Annotated in this window: 12 protein-coding genes; 9 read left to right on the forward strand and 3 right to left on the reverse strand. The window is 70.0% G+C overall.

The genetic code is table 11. The features are described 5' to 3' along the window. The first annotated feature begins 29 nt into the window (after positions 1 to 29). Positions 30 to 1,787: a methyl-accepting chemotaxis protein gene (locus NR798_RS14860; protein ID WP_375772121.1), complete on the forward strand. Its 1,758-nt coding sequence runs from the start codon at positions 30 to 32 to the stop codon at positions 1,785 to 1,787. A gap of 15 nt (positions 1,788 to 1,802) precedes the next feature. On the opposite strand, the gene NR798_RS14865 is transcribed toward NR798_RS14860, so the two are convergent. Further along, a complete protein-coding gene (locus NR798_RS14865; protein ID WP_375772122.1) occupies positions 1,803 to 3,344 on the reverse strand; it encodes a hypothetical protein in 1,542 nt (513 codons plus the stop codon). 257 nt (positions 3,345 to 3,601) lie between these two features. Between NR798_RS14865 and NR798_RS14870 the strand changes: the two genes are divergently transcribed. The 4 genes from NR798_RS14870 to NR798_RS14885 all read left to right on the forward strand — a co-directional run bounded on the left by NR798_RS14870 (position 3,602) and on the right by NR798_RS14885 (position 7,872). Beyond that, positions 3,602 to 4,072: an FBP domain-containing protein gene (locus NR798_RS14870; protein ID WP_375773767.1), complete on the forward strand. Its 471-nt coding sequence runs from the start codon at positions 3,602 to 3,604 to the stop codon at positions 4,070 to 4,072. 26 nt (positions 4,073 to 4,098) lie between these two features. Further along, the gene (dbpA, locus tag NR798_RS14875; protein WP_375772123.1) at positions 4,099 to 5,484 is read left to right on the forward strand and encodes an ATP-dependent RNA helicase DbpA; all 1,386 of its coding nucleotides are present in this window, start codon (positions 4,099 to 4,101) and stop codon (positions 5,482 to 5,484) included. 175 nt (positions 5,485 to 5,659) lie between these two features. Continuing rightward, positions 5,660 to 6,343 (forward strand): hypothetical protein, encoded by a 684-nt coding sequence (locus tag NR798_RS14880; protein ID WP_375772124.1) that lies wholly within the window; start codon positions 5,660 to 5,662, stop codon positions 6,341 to 6,343. 98 nt (positions 6,344 to 6,441) lie between these two features. After that, entirely contained in the window at positions 6,442 to 7,872 is a 1,431-nt protein-coding gene (locus tag NR798_RS14885; protein ID WP_375772125.1) for a hypothetical protein, read from the forward strand. A gap of 31 nt (positions 7,873 to 7,903) precedes the next feature. On the opposite strand, the gene NR798_RS14890 is transcribed toward NR798_RS14885, so the two are convergent. Further along, the gene (locus tag NR798_RS14890; RefSeq protein ID WP_375772126.1) at positions 7,904 to 8,359 is read right to left on the reverse strand and encodes a hypothetical protein; all 456 of its coding nucleotides are present in this window, start codon (positions 8,357 to 8,359) and stop codon (positions 7,904 to 7,906) included. 237 nt (positions 8,360 to 8,596) lie between these two features. On the opposite strand from NR798_RS14890, the gene NR798_RS14895 reads away from it, so the two are divergent. From NR798_RS14895 to NR798_RS14910, 4 genes are all read left to right on the forward strand, one after another. Further along, the gene (locus tag NR798_RS14895) at positions 8,597 to 9,289 is read left to right on the forward strand and encodes a hypothetical protein (protein WP_375772127.1); all 693 of its coding nucleotides are present in this window, start codon (positions 8,597 to 8,599) and stop codon (positions 9,287 to 9,289) included. Between the two features lie 152 nt (positions 9,290 to 9,441). Beyond that, positions 9,442 to 9,891 (forward strand): hypothetical protein, encoded by a 450-nt coding sequence (locus NR798_RS14900; protein ID WP_375772128.1) that lies wholly within the window; start codon positions 9,442 to 9,444, stop codon positions 9,889 to 9,891. Positions 9,892 to 10,046: 155 nt separating this feature from the next. Then, positions 10,047 to 11,117 (forward strand): putative zinc-binding metallopeptidase, encoded by a 1,071-nt coding sequence (locus NR798_RS14905; RefSeq protein WP_375772129.1) that lies wholly within the window; start codon positions 10,047 to 10,049, stop codon positions 11,115 to 11,117. A gap of 3 nt (positions 11,118 to 11,120) precedes the next feature. Further along, complete coding sequence (locus NR798_RS14910; protein ID WP_375772130.1) at positions 11,121 to 12,155, forward strand: ATP-grasp domain-containing protein; 1,035 nt, start codon at positions 11,121 to 11,123, stop codon at positions 12,153 to 12,155. Here NR798_RS14910 and NR798_RS14915 read toward each other — a convergent pair. Next, positions 12,139 to 18,078 carry a toxin TcdB middle/N-terminal domain-containing protein gene (locus NR798_RS14915; RefSeq protein WP_375772131.1) on the reverse strand — a complete coding sequence of 1,980 codons (5,940 nt, stop codon included), beginning with the start codon at positions 18,076 to 18,078 and terminating at the stop codon, positions 12,139 to 12,141. The genes NR798_RS14910 and NR798_RS14915 overlap by 17 nt on opposite strands. Positions 18,079 to 18,092 lie beyond the last annotated feature (14 nt).

Here is an 18,092-nt window from a genome sequence, read left to right on the forward strand (position 1 = left end):
AACCCGGCCCGATCGTCCGCCGGATGGTCATGACGCAGCAGATCTACACGCTCTTCGGCATCCCGCCGCTCGTGTACCTCATGATCCTCATCTCCGGGCTCAATGGGGAGCAGGCGATCGACGTCTCGAAGTTGCTGCTCCCGGTGCTCATCCCCCTGCTGGGCGTCGCCGTGCCGTACGCCGTGCTGTACATGACCGTGCGCAACGCCCTGCGGGAGGTGCCGGGCGAGCCCCCTGGCGCGAGGCTGGCGCGCATCCTCAAGGTGCCGGGCATCGTCGACGCGACCACGCTGCTCACCACCATTGCCTCCTCGGGGCTCTTCGTCGGCATCTCCGCGGTGCGGCACGGCAAGAGCCTGTGGACCATTCCGTGGGCCATGGGGACCATCTGGCTGCTGGTGGCGCTGCTGACGCTGCAGGAGCGGTTCTGGTACGAGAAGATCCTCCAGCCCTACGCGCTCGCCGAGTTCTACAAGAACCCCGGACGGATGCCCCACTCCTACGGCTTCTTCTGGCCCCGGCAGTCCTGGTTCCTTCCCTACGCCTTCGCCCTCTTCGTGGCCTGCACCCTGGTGTCGCTCGCCTCCATCGTCGGCCGGCAGGGGTACGAGGCCCATGAGTTCCTGATGAGCCGGCTGGACACGGCGAGCCCCGCCGAGATGGCCCCGCTGGTGCGGCAGACCATCCGGATGCTCTTCGAGAACTCGGTGTTGCCGATGGTGCTGGTGGGCGCCTACCTGCTGGTCAGCTCCGCGCTGGCGGCCTGGTTCCTGGCCCGGCGCCAGACGGAGGCCACCCAGAGCGTGCAGCGCACCCTGGAGGGGCTGGTGCAGGGCAGGCCCCGGCTGCCGGAGTGGGTCTCCACCGACGAGGTGGGAGACCTGTCCGCCACCACCGCGCGCGTCTTCGCGCAGCTCAAGTCGTTCGCCAACTCGCTGCAGTCCTCCGCCCAGGCCCTGCGCGACTCGGCCGAGCAGCTCGGGCAGTCCACGGGCCGGCAGACGGAGGTGTTGACGCAGCAGGCCTCCGCCCTCCAGGAGACCCAGGTCACCGCGCAGGAGATCAAGCACACCTCCGTGCTCGCCTCGCAGAAGGCCGAGGCCATCCTCAAGCAGACCGAGCGGGCGGATCAGCTCAGCATCTCCGGTGACAACGTCCTGCAGCAGGGCATGGCGGGCATGCAGGAGATCGGCTCGCAGGTGAAGGAGATGGCCACGAGCATCCGCGCGCTCGACGAGCGGGCCCGGCAGATCGCCCACATCACCACCCTGGTGAAGGGCCTGGCGGACCGCTCCAACATGCTCGCGCTCAACGCGGCCATCGAGGCGGTGCGCTCCGGCGAGGCCGGCAAGGGCTTCGGCGTGGTGGCGCGGGAGATCCGCACCCTGGCCGATCAGTCCATCAAGGCCACCCGCGACATCACCGACATCCTCCAGGACATCAGCAACGCCATCGTCTCCACCATGAACCTCATGGATCAGGGCTCGGATCGCGTCGAGGTGAGCCTGCGGCAGATCCGCGACTTCGGCACCCAGGTGCAGCAGATCTCCGGCATCGTCCGGGACAATGCCGCCTCGGTGCGGCAGATCACCGTCGCCGTGGGCCAGCAGGACGTGGGCATCGCGCAGATCTTCGAGGCCGTGAGCGACCTGTCCAAGGGCATGGATCAGACGATGAGCCAGCTGCGCGCCTCGGACGACGTGCTCGGCCAGGTGCGCACCGTGGCCGAGCAGGTCTCCAGCATCGTCATCGGCTACGGCTGGCAGCAGGAAGGCCCGCGGTCGTAGCGGGCCCTCCCGGCTTCACTCCGCCAGGCTGTCGAGCTCCAGCGCCAGCATGGCGCTGCGCTCGAAGACGCGATCCAACCGGAAGGGCCGGTAGAGCTCCTTGCCCGTCCAGAGCATCTCCTGGCGCTCCGGGGCCACGTCCTGCTGGGTCCCCATCCACCGGGCGGCCCGTTGCAGGGCGCGCTTCACCTCGGGCCCGAAGAGGCCCTGGGCGCGCAGGGCGCGCAGGGCGTGGACGGCATAGGCCGTCTCCAGGAGCGAGGGCATGCGTGACATGCCCCACCCGCCCTCGGCGTGCTGGGCCTGGAGCAGGGCTTCCACCGCGGGACGGACCACCTCGGTGGCCCCCGCGCGGCACAGCGCGAGCATCACCTGGGAGGTGCTGTAGAGCCAGGAGGCGTGCCACTTGTCCATCCTCCACAGGCCATCCGCGCCGCGCTTCTCGGCCAGCCAGCGCACCTGCCGCGACACGTCCTGGCCGAGGATCGCCAGCGCCAGCACGCCGTGGGCGGTCGTCGTCACCGAGGGCTGCATCTCGTGCGCGTAGGTGATGAACTGCCCGTCCGCCAACTGGTAGCGCTGCAGCAGGCCGCCGTCCACGGCGTAGCCCGTCTCCTTCAGCATGGCGACGCAGGTGGAGGTGATGTCTCCGTCACAGACGAAGAACTCGCTCATGCCGTAGCCCTCCGGGCGCACGGCCCGGTACAGACCATCGAGCTGGGGGCGGACCACGTCGCGCAGGCCCGGGTGCTCCAGCAACCCCGTGGAGAACAGGGCCAGCAGGCCCCAGGACTGCTCGTAGTGCACGATGGGCCACACGGTGGGCACCACGCCCGGCACGCCCGTGCCGGTGGCCTCCGCGGCCAGGCGCAGGAACGCCTCCGCTCCCAGCATCTCCTCGGGCAGCTCCCGCGTCCCGGGCGGCAGGGCGGCGCGGCGCAGGCGCAACCAGTGCGCGGTCGCCGCCGGGCTGTTGCCCACGCCCTTGGAGCCGTCGAGCACATTCATGTCGGGCTCGGTGCCCCAGGCCTCGAAGGAGTGGATGGGGGCGGTGCCGGCCCGGTGCTTCATCCGGGCGATCAGCCCCCGGCGCCGGGTGCCCAGCGCGCTCAGGGACTGGAAGGGCTTGTGCGGCAGCTCGATTCCCACCGCGGCGGCCTCCTCCAGCAGCCTCGGCAGGATGAGCTCGGAGGCCACGGGGATGTCGTCGGGCGGAGGGCCGTCGAAGGCCCACGCCTCCGCGGTGCGGCGGAAGAACTCGATGCCGCCCTCCACGGCCCTGCGGCTCTCCGCGGTGTCGCTGGTGCCGCGCAGCGCCAGCACGGCGGCGAGCGTCGGGATGTGCCTCGCCAGCGGCATCAGCTCCGCGCCCCACCCTCCGTCCGCGCGCTGCTGGCGCATCAGCCACTCGACGGCGGGCCGGGGATCCCCGGGGGGGGCGTCCCGGAGCACCTGGGCCGTGTCATACACGGAGGGAGTGAGGATTCCGCCTTGGGCGCCTAGCGCCTGAATGTCCGCTCGCAACTGGGCGATGAACCACTCGGGGGTCGAGGGCATGTGGATCACCTGGAGATGGGGGTAGTCCGCCTCCTAACACGGCGGTTCCACCCGGAGGAATCGCGCCCCCCGGCTCAGGAGTGGAAGAGGGCCGCGCGCGCTCTCAGTGGAGGAGAACCGGACCATGTGCCTGTGGCTTTTCCCGGCTCACGGTAGAGACGAGCGTCCGGAGAGAAGTGCCCTCCAAGGGACCCGACGAGCGCCTGGACCAACTGGAAGCGTGCACCCGCTCCGCCGATGCCCTTATGAAGGAAGACATGTTCCGCATCGAGACAGAGAAAGACCTGCTGCAAGCGTTCCGCCCGCGGGACCGGAAGACCCTCGAGCTTCCCGCCGGCCTCCAGTTCCCGCTCTTCGTTCGCGACTACCTGGCGTGGACCGAGCCGGCCGGGACCCGGGTGTTCCTGGTGCTCCCTTCGCGGGGAAGCAGGCTGCCGGTGGGCATCGCCTTCCGGCGGGACTCGCAGGGCGGCGGCTCGGGCTCCTGCATGTGTGACTGGTGCCACTCCTACGGCTCGGCGGACGAGATCGGGATGCTCACCACGGACGTGAACTCGAAGCGCCGGGTGGGCGTGAGCCTCTGCGTCGATCTGCGCTGCAAGGAGAAGCTGGAGACGGCGGCGGACCTGTCCGGCCGGCACCCGCTCGAGCTGTTGAAGCCGCTGATGGAGCGCATGAGCCGCTTCGCCCGCGAGGCGCTCCGGATCGAAACCGTTCCGGAAAACTGACGCGGTCCGCTCCCCACGAGGCCCTGATGAACTTCTCCGCGCTCAAGCTGTCACCGCCGCTGCTACAGGTCCTCGAGGAACTGGACTTCCAGAACGTCACCCCCATCCAGGCCCAGAGCATTCCGGTGTTGTTGCAGGGCCGGGATCTCGTGGGCCAGGCCAAGACCGGGAGCGGGAAGACCGCGGCCTTCGCGCTGCCCCTCCTGGAGAAGATCCGGCTCCAGGACCGGCGGCTCCAGGCGCTCGTGCTCTGTCCGACGCGGGAGCTGTGTGCCCAGGTGGCCGGGGAGATCCGCCGGCTGGGCCGGAGATTGCCCGGGCTCCAGATCCTCGTGCTCGCGGGGGGCCAGCCCGTCCGGCCCCAGGTGGACGCGCTCGAGAAGGGCGCCCACCTCGCGGTGGGGACGCCGGGCCGCATCCTGGATCTGCTCCAGCGCGAGGCGCTCGAGACGCGGCAGCTCGCCACCGTGGTGCTCGATGAGGCCGATCGGATGCTCGACATGGGCTTCCGGGACGACATGGAGCGCATCCTCCGTGAGACTCCTCGCACGCGGCAGACCGTGCTCTTCTCGGCGACGTTCCCCTCGGACATCGAGGCGTTGAGCCGGACCTTCCAGAAGCAGCCCACGCGCGTGACGGTGGTGGAGACCGAGGCGGCGCCCGACATCCAACAGCTCTGCTACGTCTGCGAGCCCGAGGAGAAGACGGCGCTCCTGCTGCGGATCCTGCGGCAGTACCAGCCGGCCTCGGCCATCGTGTTCTGCAACCTCAAGGCGACGGTCGTCGAGCTGGCGCGGGCGCTGAAGCAGGCCGGGGTGGGCGCGGACGGCCTCCAGGGAGACATGGAGCAGAACGAGCGCGACGACGTGATGGCGAAGTTCCGCAACCGCAGCACGCGGATCCTCATCGCGACGGACGTGGCGGGCCGTGGCATCGACGTCGAGGCGCTCGATGCCGTCATCAACTTCGATCTGCCCGCCCAGCCAGAGGCCTACGTGCATCGCATTGGCCGCACGGGGCGCGCGGGAAGGAGGGGGCTGGCCATCTCCCTCGCCACCCCCCGGGACGAGCTCAAGGTGGAGTCCATCGAGGAGGCCACCGGGGTGAAGCTGGAGCGCGCGAGCGCGGCGACGCTGCCCCCGGCGGACGCGAAGGGCGGCGGATCCCTGGAGGCGGCCTGGGAGACGCTCTCCATCTCCGCCGGACGCAAGGACAAGATGCGGCCGGGTGACATCCTCGGGGCCCTGACGGGCGAGGCCGGCGGGCTGAATGCCACCGACATCGGGAAGATCGAGATCCACGATCATCACGCCTTCGTCGCCGTCTCCAAGTCGATCGTCCGTGTGGCGCTCCAGCGGCTGCGCGACGGCCGCATCAAGGGCCGCAAGTACCGCATCGAGCGGGTGCGGTAGCGCGGAGGCCTGTCAAGCCGAAAGCGAGGCGGGGAGGTGACCCATGGGGGTGGGTCTTCCAGGGCATTTCCCCTCTTCCCCAGGGGGGCGCGCCCGGGCCCTGGCCCCAGCCGGACATGTCAGACCCGACCGGTAGTGTTGCTTCATGGCCAACACCGGCAAGGAAGGGTCTTCCGTGACTGATTTCCGTGAGAATCCGTGCGTCTCGGTCAACAAGCTGGGCCAGTACCTCACCGCTCGCCCCGCGCTGCGCAAGCGCATCATTCACGCCCAGAAGAACCCGTGTGATCCCAAGTACCTGCGTTACCCGGAGGCCGCCCAGGCCATCGTCGAGTTCCTCTGCGGCGGCCGGGACGAGACCATCCTGCGCTACCACCAGCACCGGCTGCTCCACGCCGAGCCCGAGTCGGACTTCGACGCCCACCGGCTGGCGCTGTGTGCCGAGGCCCTTCATCACTTCCGCAAGGCCTCGGGCGAGCTGGCGCTGACGAACGCGGTGGCCAGTCCCGCGGACGAGGGGCTGCCGCCGCTGGCGCTGGCGGGGGTGGCCATCAACGTGCGTCCGGAGCTCCTCCTGCGCAGCGTGGACCGCCACGGGGCGATGCGCTCGGGGCTGCTGAAGCTCTACTTCTCCAAGCACACGCCGCTGGATGAGGCCTCCGGGCAGTACATCGCCACGGTGCTCCAGCTGTTCGCCGAGCAGAACCTGAAGCAGCAGGGCGAGGTGGACCACCGGCTGGTGCGCGTCTTCGACGTGTTTGCCGGCAAGGTGTTCGTGGCGCCCAAGGCGCAGCAGCGGCGGCTGGGGGACGTGCACCTGGCGTGCGAGGAGATCGCCGCGCGCTGGGACAGGAACTGAGCGCAGCGCTCCCGAGACGAGCCCTGCGTCATCGAGCCCTCTCCTGGATTTTTCAGCATCCAAGACCTAGCGTCGAAGGTTTCCAATGGAGGGACTGGATGCGAAATCGACGAAGTCTTACCGCCTGGATCGCTGGCGCGCTGGGCCTGTTGCTCGCCAGCTCCGCGTCGGCGGCTCCCGTGTGGAACTACGGTGTCTTCGATGACTTCTGGCACTACGCGTGCGTCACGGGGAACTACGAAGTCCTGACCAAGGCCCAGGCCGGCTACTACGGCGACTCCTCGACTCCCAAGGTGGGTGACGTCTACTACGTCACCGCGCGCCTGGCGGTGATTGGGAACGCCTGTTCCGGAGGTGCTCAGATCTCTCCCGAGCTCCTTCTGCCGCCTCAGACGGTGCTCGCGATCAGCACGAGCAATCCCGTGCGCTGCGTCTATACCGAGATCTCGACCGGTGCGCAGTCCGAGCTCCCTCTCTCCGAGTGCCCGCAGACGTCGTACCTCGGGCCGAATGGGGGCCACGTCTTCTACCAGCCCAAGAACACGACCTTCCCCGTTCCCTACGGGAAGCTGTTCGAACTCTGGGTCCCCTTGCTGTCGAAGAAGACGCTGGGCGGCTCGTCCACCAACGAGTACTTCCAGGCCGCGATCAAGGTCATCACCGACTCGACGTACACCCAAGCCCCCCGGATCGGGGTGTTCGTCTTCCCGAACCCGCCGACGATCACCTACCCGAGCCCGTCCACCCTCAGCCTCGGTGACACGACGGCCAGGACGGCTGGGAGACTTTCGAACCACTACACCCAGGGCAACGTCTACGCCGACCTGGGCACGAGCACCTCCTACGGACTCCCCGGGAAGGGCCCTTTCGCGATCGGTGACTATGACTGGGCCGATATCAACATCGACTGGTCCGGCCTCTCGCCCGGCACGACCTACCAGTGGCGCCTGCGCTTCGTCTCCTCGACCGGGGCGACCACCTTCGGGGCGAACCAGACGTTCACCACCACTGGGAGCGGGACCGCCAGCTACCCGCTCGCGATCTCCGTCACCTCCGGCGGCTCGGTCAACGTGTCACCCAACCTCGCCAGCTACCCGGCTGGGAGCACGATCACCCTCACCGCGATCCCAGACACCGGCTCTCGCTTCAGCGCCTGGACGGTCGATGGAGTCCCCGCGGGTTCAGGCAACCCGCTCGTTCACACGGTCACCAAAACCCACTTGATCAAGGCGACGTTCTCGACCGTTCCCCCAGGGACGGATGGAGGAACCGGCCCCGCTCCGGATGGAGGAACCGGCCCCGCTCCGGATGGAGGAACCGGCCCCGCTCCGGATGGAGGAACCGGCCCCGCTCCGGATGGAGGCTCGAGTTCGCCGCCCGATGGTGGCACGGATGGCGGAGGCGGAGCTGCGCCCGACGAGGGCACGGGCGGCTGCGGCTGTGGCAGCTCGCCGGGCTCGGGCGCTGTCCTCGCGCTCGTTCTCCTTGGAGGGCTGTTCCGCGGTAGCCGCCGCTCCTCGGGGCCCTGACGGGCGAGGCCGGCGGGCTGGATGCCGAGCGTCACAGCTCGCGATGGATGGGGCGTGCGAGGAGTTGCTCCAGACGCGCCCGCTCCTTCTCGTCGAGCTTCTCCCCGAGCCAGTGGCGCAGCTCGTCGGCGTTGGAGAAGGGCCGTCGCTCAGGATGACCGGCCTCGCGAATCATCCGGTTGATCTGCAGGGCCACGAGCGCCGACTCGGGGAGCAGCGTCGCGGTGCGCACGAGCTGCTGCTCGGCCTTCATCGTCGACAGGTAGGCCGCGACGGTCTCAGGTGGGAACACCTTGGCTCCGCGCAGATCCACGAAGCACACATAGGGCTGGCCGACCGAGTCCACCACCCGATCGTGTTCCCGGCCCCACCGCTCGGCCTCCTCGAACAGCACGGGCGACCAGATCGCGATCTCCACGAGTCGGCCCACCTGGTTGGTCACCTGATACATGGCGCGATGGTAGGCCTGTCCCGACACTGGCTCCAAGGCCGCATCGTGGGGTGGGGAGAGGGTCTCTCTCGTGCTACGATGGCGGGTCCGTCACGTGTATCGGCGGGAGGGGGCCGCCAGGGGTCCTATGCTCCAGCATGAGCATGGACTGGCGAGTGAGAGAGCATGCGTTTGGGAATTTGGAGAAGCCCCGTGTCGTGGAGGCGCACGCCGGTCGTTGCTCCGGCGCTCACCTCTCCGCGGGGAGGGCGCGATCCGTCAAGCTGGGGCGCCTTGCGTGTCCTGGTGATCCTGATGTGCACCTTCGCGACCGGCTGCGCCGCGACGTTTCGCGAACAAGTGTCCGCAAGGCCGGCGGGGATCCAACGGTCAGTCCGCGGGGAGCTCAACCGCGAGCTGCTCTGGCCGGAGACGAAGCAGATCCTGTTCGTCGTCGAGCGTGTCGAAGGACATGAGCCGGAACGGGAAGCACTCGATGCGCTGGTGCGATTGGCTTCGCGTTACGGCGGCCGCCCGGCGAGCTGGCAGCGGCATGAGACGAATGCGCCGCTGACGCTCGAGCCCGACACTTCATACGTGCTCGTGCGGTACGTGGGAGATCAGACGAGTCATTTCGGCGTCGCGTACTCGGAGCTGATCGACGACCACCCTGTCTACGTCATCCTCATCAATCAGGAGGCCCATCGAAAATTTCGCATGCTCGTTCCGCAAGCGAAGCTGGAGGAGCAAACGCTCGTGCACGAGTATGGTCATCATCTCGGCTTACCGACGCAGGATCACGGCTACTACCTGGGCGGGCTGCACTGCGTGAATCCGAACTGTGCGCTCGCGAAGCCGCGCTTGAAGGCCATCCTCTACAACGCGTTCCACATCGTGTTCGGAGGCCACTACCTCGAGGATTATTGCGAGGAGTGCCGGCGTGCGATCGACGCCGCGCGAAAGCACTGGGGCGAGTCGGCACCCTGAGCTGCCAACATCCCTCCACGCCCGGCGGACCCGGCCCGGCTGTACCCGCGCGGCCCCTGCCTGGACTTCGAGGAGGCGTGCCGGAGTGACTCCATGAAGGAGCGCGTCCCCGTACACAACCCGGCTCCGCTGTGGCAGAAGCCGGGACGGCCATGTTGAACGACGCCCCCCTCCTGCTGGATGAATCCCTCTGGCCGCTGCTCATCGTCCAGATGCGAGGCGCGGTTCCGTTCGCACGCTTCGAGGAGTACCTCTCGCAGCGGCTCGCCTACCTGGAGCGCCAGCAGAAGCACGTCATGCTGTTCGACCTGCGGCACGCCCCCATGCTCCCCGCCGAGCACCGCCGCCTCCAGTCCGAGTGGCTCAAGCAGCACGAGCACCAGCTCAATGCCCTGGTGCTCGGCCATGCCATCGTCGTCACCTCGCCTCTGGTGCGGTTGATGCTCTCCACCTTCCAGAAGGCCCGGCCGCGCAGTGGCCTCCATCTCGTCACGCCCCGTCTGGATGACGCGGCGCGGTGGTGCCTCGAGGTGCTCGAGGAGGCTGGCTGCAACCCTCCCACTGAACGCATCGAGGCCCACTTCGGCCTGACTCCGCACTGAGCCAGGCTCCGGTGCAGCAGGCCGGAAGGAATTCGAGCAGCACAAGCGCGCGGCCTGGTTCCCCTTCCGGGAGTACGGCGGGCGCTCGCCCACTCGCCTGCTCACCGGCCCCTGGTGACTGACCTTCCGGGGACGTGCGCCTTACCTCAAAGGGCATGATGCCACCGACCCAGCCCGGCCCGCTGGTCCTTCGGGAAAAGCACCCCACCGAACACGGCGAGGGTCGCGGAAGACTGTCTCCTCAGCGCGAGGCGCTGCTCCAGGCGCGCATCAAGGATCTCTCGCTGCGCCTGGCGGGCACGCCGCTCGAACGCCACATCGCGCAACTGCACGCGGAGTTGGAAGCCAAGGGGATCTCCTTCAAGCCCCGGTGCTACCTGTCCGACGAGTGGGGATGTCCCTCGGGAGTCCCGGTCATCGGTCTTCCCTTCTACCTAGCCGACCCGGCCCTGCTCTCCATCGAGGCGGACCTGGGCGGCGGCGCGGAGAGCGAGGCGGAGATCCTCATGTACCTCCGCCACGAGGCGGGCCACGCCTTCAACTACGCCTACCGGCTCTATGAGACGGACGAGTGGCTGCGCGTGTTCGGCGACTACTCGCGGCCCTACCGTGACGACTACAAGCCCCAGCCCTTCTCGCGGCGCTACGTGCTGCACATCTCCGGCTGGTATGCGCAGAAGCACCCGGACGAGGACTTCGCCGAGACCTTCGCCGTGTGGCTCACCCCTGGCAGTGACTGGCGCAAGCGCTACCAGGGCTGGGGTGCCCTGAAGAAGCTCCAGTACGTGGAGGACATCGTCCAGCGGCTCGGCCGCACACCCCCCGTCGTCCAGCTCGCCGAGCCGGACTTCACCACCGAGGAGATGGAGGGCACCGTCCTCGAGCACTACCGTCAGCGCGAGCTCGACGAGAAGGTGGACCTGGAGCTGCGCAACGCCTTCGATCAAGCCCTGGAGGAGATCTTCGAGGGCCCCGGGGAAGCCCCGGTGCGCGCGGACACGCTCGTGCAGGCCGAGCGCCAGCGCCTGCTCTCCCTGGTGAGCCACTACTCGGGCGTGAGCCGGGGCGTGGTGCGCGCGTTGCTCGACCACCTGGCCGAGCGCACCGCCGCGATGAACCTCACGCTCCATCCGGATGACAGCCGGGAGGCGGGCATGCGGCTCGCCTCGCTCGTGACCGTGCTGACCATGAATTACCTCTACACCGACCGTTTCTTCGAGGAATGAACCATGGCATTGCCGCCCCTGCGCATCGCGGTTCTTCACTACCAGGCCAAGGATGATCCGCCGGATGCGGTGATGGAGCAGGTGTGCGCCACGCTCCAGCAGCTCGGACACACCCCGGTGCCGGTGCGCGTGGACGAGAGCCTCTCGGACATGGTGCGGCAGGTGGCCAGGTCTCGCGCCGACCTCGTCTTCAACCTCTGCGAGACCTTCGCCGAGGACTACCGGTTCGATGTGAACGTCGCCGCGGTGCTGGAGCTCGCGCGCGTGCCCTTCACGGGCTCGGGGACGGCGGGCCTGCTGCTCGCACAGGACAAGATCCTCACCAAGCAACTGCTGCAGTTCCACGGGGTGCTCTCCCCGCGCTTCGCCTCCTTCGACGGCGACTCGTTCCAGACGCATGGAGACCTTTCCTTCCCGCTCATCGTCAAGCCCGCGCGCTCGGACGCCTCCATGGGGCTGGGCGTGGAGAAGGACATGGAGGGGCTGGCGCGCCGCGTGCGGATGATCCGCGAGCAGTATGACGACGAGGCGCTCGCGGAGGAGTTCATCGAGGGACGGGAGCTGTACGTGGGCGTGCTCGGCGACCACTCCCGGCCCGAGGTGCTTCCCGTGGTGGAGCTCGACTTCGGAAAGAAGTGGAGCCGCAAACGCATGAAGATCGCGGACCGGGAGGTGAAGTTCGGGCCGGATACGCCCGGGAGCCCCCAGCTGGTGCTGCCCCGGGACTTGTCGGACGAGCTGCGGGGCCGCATCGAGTGGGCCGCGGTGACGGCCTTCCGCGCGCTCAAGCTGCGCGACTACGCGCGCATCGACTTCCGCGTGTCCAGCGCCACCAACGAGCCCTACCTCCTCGAGGTGAACCCCAACCCGTACCTCGAGGAGAAGAGCGAGGTGGCGCTCGCGGCCCGGGAGAAGGGCATGCCGTATCCGGCGCTCATCCAACACATCCTCGAGGTGGCCGCGCGCCGTTACGGGCTCCGGCGAGGGGCGGCCCAGGCCGCGCCCGCCGAGGGCGAAGCCCCTACCACTCCGACTTGAAGAAGTTGAAAGGGCCCAGGTTGACGTCGTGGGTCCGCAGGTATTGCTTCAAGTCCTCGATGTAGAGGTCCCAGGCGCCGGCCGAGGCGTCGACGATGAACACCTGCACGGCGAGGTTGGCCGCGGCCTGGGCTCCCAGGTGGGCCGCGTGGGGCCCGACGATGCCGCCAATCCGGCCCAGCTCGCGCGTCCCGAGGTCGCCCAGCGACGTGGGGCCCGGTGCCGAAGCCGCACCGCGCCCCAACTCGCTCGCCATCCCGGCGTTGCCCGACGGCGGCGCCTGCGGTGAGGTGGGGTGCGCCCAGGCGTTGACTTCATTCTTCGCGCCCTCCTGGATGGATTGCGTCGGCGGCTTGATGGCGGCCGAGAGCGCGCCGAGCGCGGCCCCTGTCACCAGGCCCACCAGCGCGCCCTGGAGCACCTTGCTCAGCACGTCCATGAGCCCGTTGTTCTTCCCGCCCGCGAACCCGGCGGCGAAGCCCATGGCCGCACCGTTGATGGCGCCGTTCACCCCTCCGGCGATCAACCCCTCCAGCACTCCGTGCACGCCCAGCTTCGCGGCCACCGCCGCGCCCGCGTAGACGGAGGCGAAGGCCGCCCAGCCTCCCACCGCCGCGCCCACCAGGACGCCGGTGAGGATGTCTCCCAGGTCGCCCCCGTTCTTCGCCGCCGCCAACCCGCCCACCACTCCGCCGGCCACGATGCCAATCCCCACCACCAGCAGCGGCGTGGTCGCGCCGAACGTCACCACCGACAGCACCACCAGGGCCACCAGGGCGACGGCCGCGACCACGACGGTGAAGACCTTCCAGAAGCTGTGGCCGCTCGGGTCCACGTAGCTGGCCGGGTTGTTCCGGCAGTACGCGTAGGAGACCCACGTCAGCGGCTCGTAGAGGTCCTGCACGACGGTGTCGGGGCTCACGAACCGACCCAGCCGCGGCGCGTAGTACCTCGCGCCGAGCAGGACCAGTCCGCTCCACTCCTCCGGCAGCCCCCCGGTGAATCCGGCCAGCGCGTGTGCGTCCGCGCCCGTGCGCTCCAACACCGCGCCGTAGGGATCGTAGCGACGCGTCTCCACCACGCCGCCCGCCGTGTCCGTCACCACCACGACGCTCCCCAGATGGTCGGGGTGCAGGTACACGCGCGGTGCCCCCGTCCGCTCGCGCGCGGCGAGCCGGTCTCCATCGAACAGGTGGAGGACGAGGACGCCGTCCTCGATGGCGTAGAAGCGATCCGGGGTGAGGAGGTCCACCGCCGGGGTGGCCGCGCCGCTCGTCCGCGCCGCCACGCGTGTTCCGCCGAAGTCGTACCGGAAGTCGATGCGGGCCGTGCCGTCGGGGCGCTCGATGCGGACCAGGTGGCCGAGGGGATCGAAGGTCTGCGTGCCCCAGGGCGTCTGGGCCATCTCGCCACGCTCGGAGTACGTGAAGGCCCCCGTCCCCGCCGAGGTCAGGCAGCTCGCTGGCGCGCCCGCCTCGCCATAGTGGAAGTCGCCGACGTCCGACTTGTGCGTGAGGTTGCCCGCATCGTCGTACGCGTACGTCCAGGACTCGCCACCCCCGAAGCTGGCTCCGGTCAGCCGGTAGAGGTCGTCATAGGTGTAGCTCGCGCGCAGCTTCGCGTCCGGGCTGTCCACCCGGAGCAGGTTGCCCACGCCGTCGAGCGTGTACTGCGTCTTGCGCAGCGAGCCACCCGGGCCGGTGAGCTCCATGCTGGCGAGGCGTCCCGTGAGGGGCTCGTAGGCGGAGGTCTGCACGGTGCCATTGCCGTACTGGATGTCCGTGCGCCGCCCCGCCAGGTCGTACGCGAGGCGGGTGATGAACCCTGGGCTGCTCTGGAGAAGGCCGCGGGAGTCGTACTGGTAGTCCAGCACCCGCCGCCCGGAGCCGCCGTCCGGATAGGTCACCCGCTCGAGTTGCCCATCCGAGCGGTACACGAGGTCCAAGGCGAAGGACGCCGCGAGCCCCGCTGGCCGCGAGAGCTTGTGCGCCATGCGGCCTCGGGCGTCGTAATCGAAGACCGTGGTGCCGCCTTCGTCGTCGATGCGCACGACCCGCCCGCCCCGCGTGTGCGCGCCCGCCTCGGCCGGCGCCGGGCGGCCCATGTCGTGGTACGTGAGGCGGATGACGGGCTCGGCGGCCCGGCTCGTGTGCCGGACGGCGATGGGCCGGTTGCAGAGGTCGAAGGTGCGGAACACCCGGCCTGTGCCCGCCCTCGCCTCCACCGCGTTCCCGGCGGCGTCCAGGACGGAGGTGGTCGAGGACTCCGGCCGATCCACCCGGAGCGTCCGGCCGAGCAGGTCGTACCAGAGCCGCGTGGCCTGCCCGAGCGCGTTCACCTGCCGCACCAGGTGGCCCTTCAGGTCGTAGTCGTAGGTACTCGTCAGCGTGCGCGCCCCGAGCCGCTGCTCCACGGCGCTGACCCGCCCGGTGGCATCGAGGTGGCGCCGCGTCACCGTCCCCGCGTGGGGCGCGCCGGCATCGCTCCGGGAGTCCTCCTCGTCGGCCTCCTCGATGAAGCCCGGGCCGTGGAGGACCGTCCGCATGCGCCCATCCGGCGCCTGCTGTCTCACGAGCCGGCCCAGGGCGTCATAGGTCATGGCCGCGTGCGGCCAGGTGTCGTCCGGCGGGACGTAGCTGGCACCCGGGGCGCGCCGCTCCAGGTGTGTCCGGGCGAGGTGCCCGCGGGCGCCGTACACGTAGCTCCCGACGATGACCTCTCCCGACTCGTCGCGCACGCGGCGCTCCAGCAGCAGCCCCATGCCGTCGAACCGCTCGCGGGTGTCCACCGTCCCGGCCTCGCCGCTCCGCGCCCGCTGGGACTTCGTGACTTCGATGGGCAGCGCACCCGTCCGGTACTCGTAGTGGACGGTGGGGAGCGCCACGGTATCGCCCGGCTCGATGACCGACAGCAGCCGCGAGATGGCGTCGTAGGCCGCCGCGTAGGCCGCCCCGGAGGCATCGGTGAGCTGCGTGGCCCGGCACAGGCGGGGATCGAAGCTCGTGGTGAGGGCGTTGCCGTGCGGGTCGGTGACTTTGACGGGGAAGGACTTCGTCGCGTCGAACTCGAAGGCGGTGACCGCGCCGAGTGGACCCGTGACCCGGCCGTGCAGGCCCGCCGCGCCGTCGGTGCGCTCATAGGCGGCCTGCGTCACCCACCAGCCGTCCACGCCGTCCCGGCGGTGGTAGCCCAGCGCGGAGAAGTCCGGCATGTCGGCGCCATACACCTCCAGGGCCAGCGCGTCGGTCAGCACCAACACCGAGCGGCGGGTGATGAGCCCCTGTGCCCCGACGTTCCCCTCGGGCGCATGGTCGTACTCGGTCACGGTGTCGGCGAGCAGCCCGCCCGAGCCGTCGAATTGCCGCGTGCGCCAGGACTTCGACAGGAAGCGCCCGGCGGGGTCCACCGCGAACGACTGGAGCGTCCGCAGTGTCCGCGACTCCTCCGGATGACCGGGCCGCTCGCTCGTCTCCACCGTCTCGGTCACGTTGAGCGCCGCGTCCCAGGTGACGTTGGTGGTGGTGATGACCGCCACGGGCGTGACGGCCCGCTCGAAGGTGGAGGTGACCGTGCCCGCCAGCTTCGGGACGTGCACCGTTCCTCCGGAGGTGGCCACCTCGTCCACCGCCCAGCGCTGCTCCAGCCGCTCGAAGGGGAGCCCGGCCTGGGGCGAACCATCCGGGCTGGAGCTCTCGCTGCGGTACAGCCGCCCTCGGATGGCGCGCAGCCGCTGGCGCTCGTCGAGCGTCCTCGGCTCCTCGCCCGTGGTGGCGTCCAACCCCACGTGGAACCACGAGGAGAGGCGCAGCGTGGGCGCCGTCGCGTCGCCCACTTCGTCCTGCTCGACCCGCCCGAATCCGGCGAACTCCCGCAGCAGGCCATCGAAGCGGCCATCCGCGTAGCGCCAGGTGGTCGTGCTCGTGCGGCCGGTCGTCGCGTCGGTGAGCGTCATCGCCACCACCACGGGCACCACCACCGGCAGCGAGGTGCCCCAGGGAGCGCCCTCCCGCGCCGCGAGGGCGGCCTGTTTCGCCGAGGTGGAGTAGCGAATCTCCCGGACTCGCCCGATGCCGTTGTCGATGCGCGAGAGGAGGTACGGCTTCGCGTCGCCGGTGAAGTCCAGATAGAAGTACGCGGCGCCCCGGTCGAACGTCCCCGGGACGGACCAGAGCAGCCCCGCCGTCCCGCTGCCCTCGAGGTCCACCAGCCGGCAGTTGCGCATGGAGACGGTGGGCAGCGCATCGATGACGTGCGGCGGGCCGAAGCCGTTGCCGCCCTGGTTGAGCCACCACGTCACCCGGCCGCCGTGCAGCAGCACCACGTCCGCGCAGCCGTCCCCATCCACGTCGGTGACCAGCACCTCGTCCGGCCGCACGTCGAAGGGCAGGGCGGGCGGGCTCTTCATCACCACCGGTGCCGCCCAGCGCCCGCGCCCCAGGTAGGGCCAGTAGGTGACGCCGCCGCCATCCACCCGGACGAGGTCCGCGCTCCCATCCCCCGTCATGTCGGCGAGGAAGACGCGCGGATCCGCCAGCTCGCGCACCGGTGCCTCGGCACGGGAGACCACCTGGGGCCGCTCGCTCCAGCCCTCCGGGTCCTCGCGGTAGTAGAGCAGCAGGCTGTTGCCGGTGGAGGTGAGCAGGTCCACGCTGCCGTCCCCGTCCAGGTCCACGAAGCGGGCGTTGCGCGCGTCCGCGGTGATGGCCGGAGCCCGCTTCCAGCGGACGGGCCGCGCGAAGCCTCCACCCGGGGCTCGCGGGATGTAGCCGTCGAGCACGCGGTTGGCGCGGAACAGGTCCGCCGCGCCGTCGCCATTCAGGTCCGCGAAGCCCACCGCGTCCGAGGCCGACGCGAAGCCCGGCAGCGTGCCCACCGAGCGCGGATGGCCCCAGCGGCCAGCTCCCTGGTTCGGCCAGACGCGCGCCCGCCCGCCATCGCCCACCTCGAGGAGATCCGGCAACCCGTCCCCGTCCCAGTCGACCAGCTCCACCCGCCGGTCCTCGCGGGAGAGGGGACCCGGAGCGGCTCCCTCGGGGGCGCGGACGCGCTCGAGGCCGCGCACGTTGAAGTCCGTGTACGCCAGCTTCAGGGCGGGGGTGGCCAGCTCCACCCCGTTCGCGTCGAAGCCGCTCAACGTCACCTGTGCCAGCAGGGACGCGCCATTGGCGGCCTGTTGGTAGCCGAGCGTCCAGCGCCTCGCGAGCGTGTGCGCCTCGGCGGGCAGGTGGAGCTCGATGGCCTTGCAGCGCAGCGCGGTGGTGACGAGGAAGCCGGCCCGCCCCCAGCGCATCGGATCCGGGCGCGGCTCGTAGAGGAAGCGGACCTCGTAGGCGCCATACGCCACGGTGTCGAGGTAGAGCTGGCCCCCGTCCCTCCGCCAGCGGAAGAGGGCGGCGTTGCCCAGCGCGTCCTCCACCTTCGCCAGGTGCCAGGCGAACACCACCGAGCGGCCGCTGGCGTCCTCGCCCACCAGCCGCGAGCCCGCGTCCGTGCCCAGCTCGTAGAACAGGCCCTCGCGGTCCGTGCAGCGGAAGCCGTCGCCCAGGGCCTCCGCGCGCCAGGCGCCTCCGTCCACCTGGGGCCGGAACGCGCCGCCGCCGAGGTCGAGCAGCTCTCCGGCCCCCTCCAGCATCAGCGTGTCCGCCGTGTCGTAGCGTGGGAAGCCGCGCGCCAGCGAGCGCACCAGCCGGGGCAGCGGCAGGGCCACCCCGAGGCCGAAGGGCCCATTTCCGCTGCCCGTGTCGTAGCGCAGCGTCAGCCGCGGCCCGATGTCGTTGGGGCCATTGGGGCAGTCGAGCGGGAGGGAGAAGGTGCCCGTCCCGGTGTGCAGGTCCGGCGTGAACGTCTCGCCGAGGCCCGAGGTGGCGCCGCCCCCCTGGGGAAGCGACGGAGTCTGTGCGCTGAAGCCGATGTCGAGGCTCATGCCGTGGCCCTCCG

The sequence above is a fragment of the Archangium gephyra genome, assembly GCF_042230915.1.
In the GTDB taxonomy this organism is placed as follows: Bacteria; Myxococcota; Myxococcia; order Myxococcales; family Myxococcaceae; genus Archangium; species Archangium gephyra_B.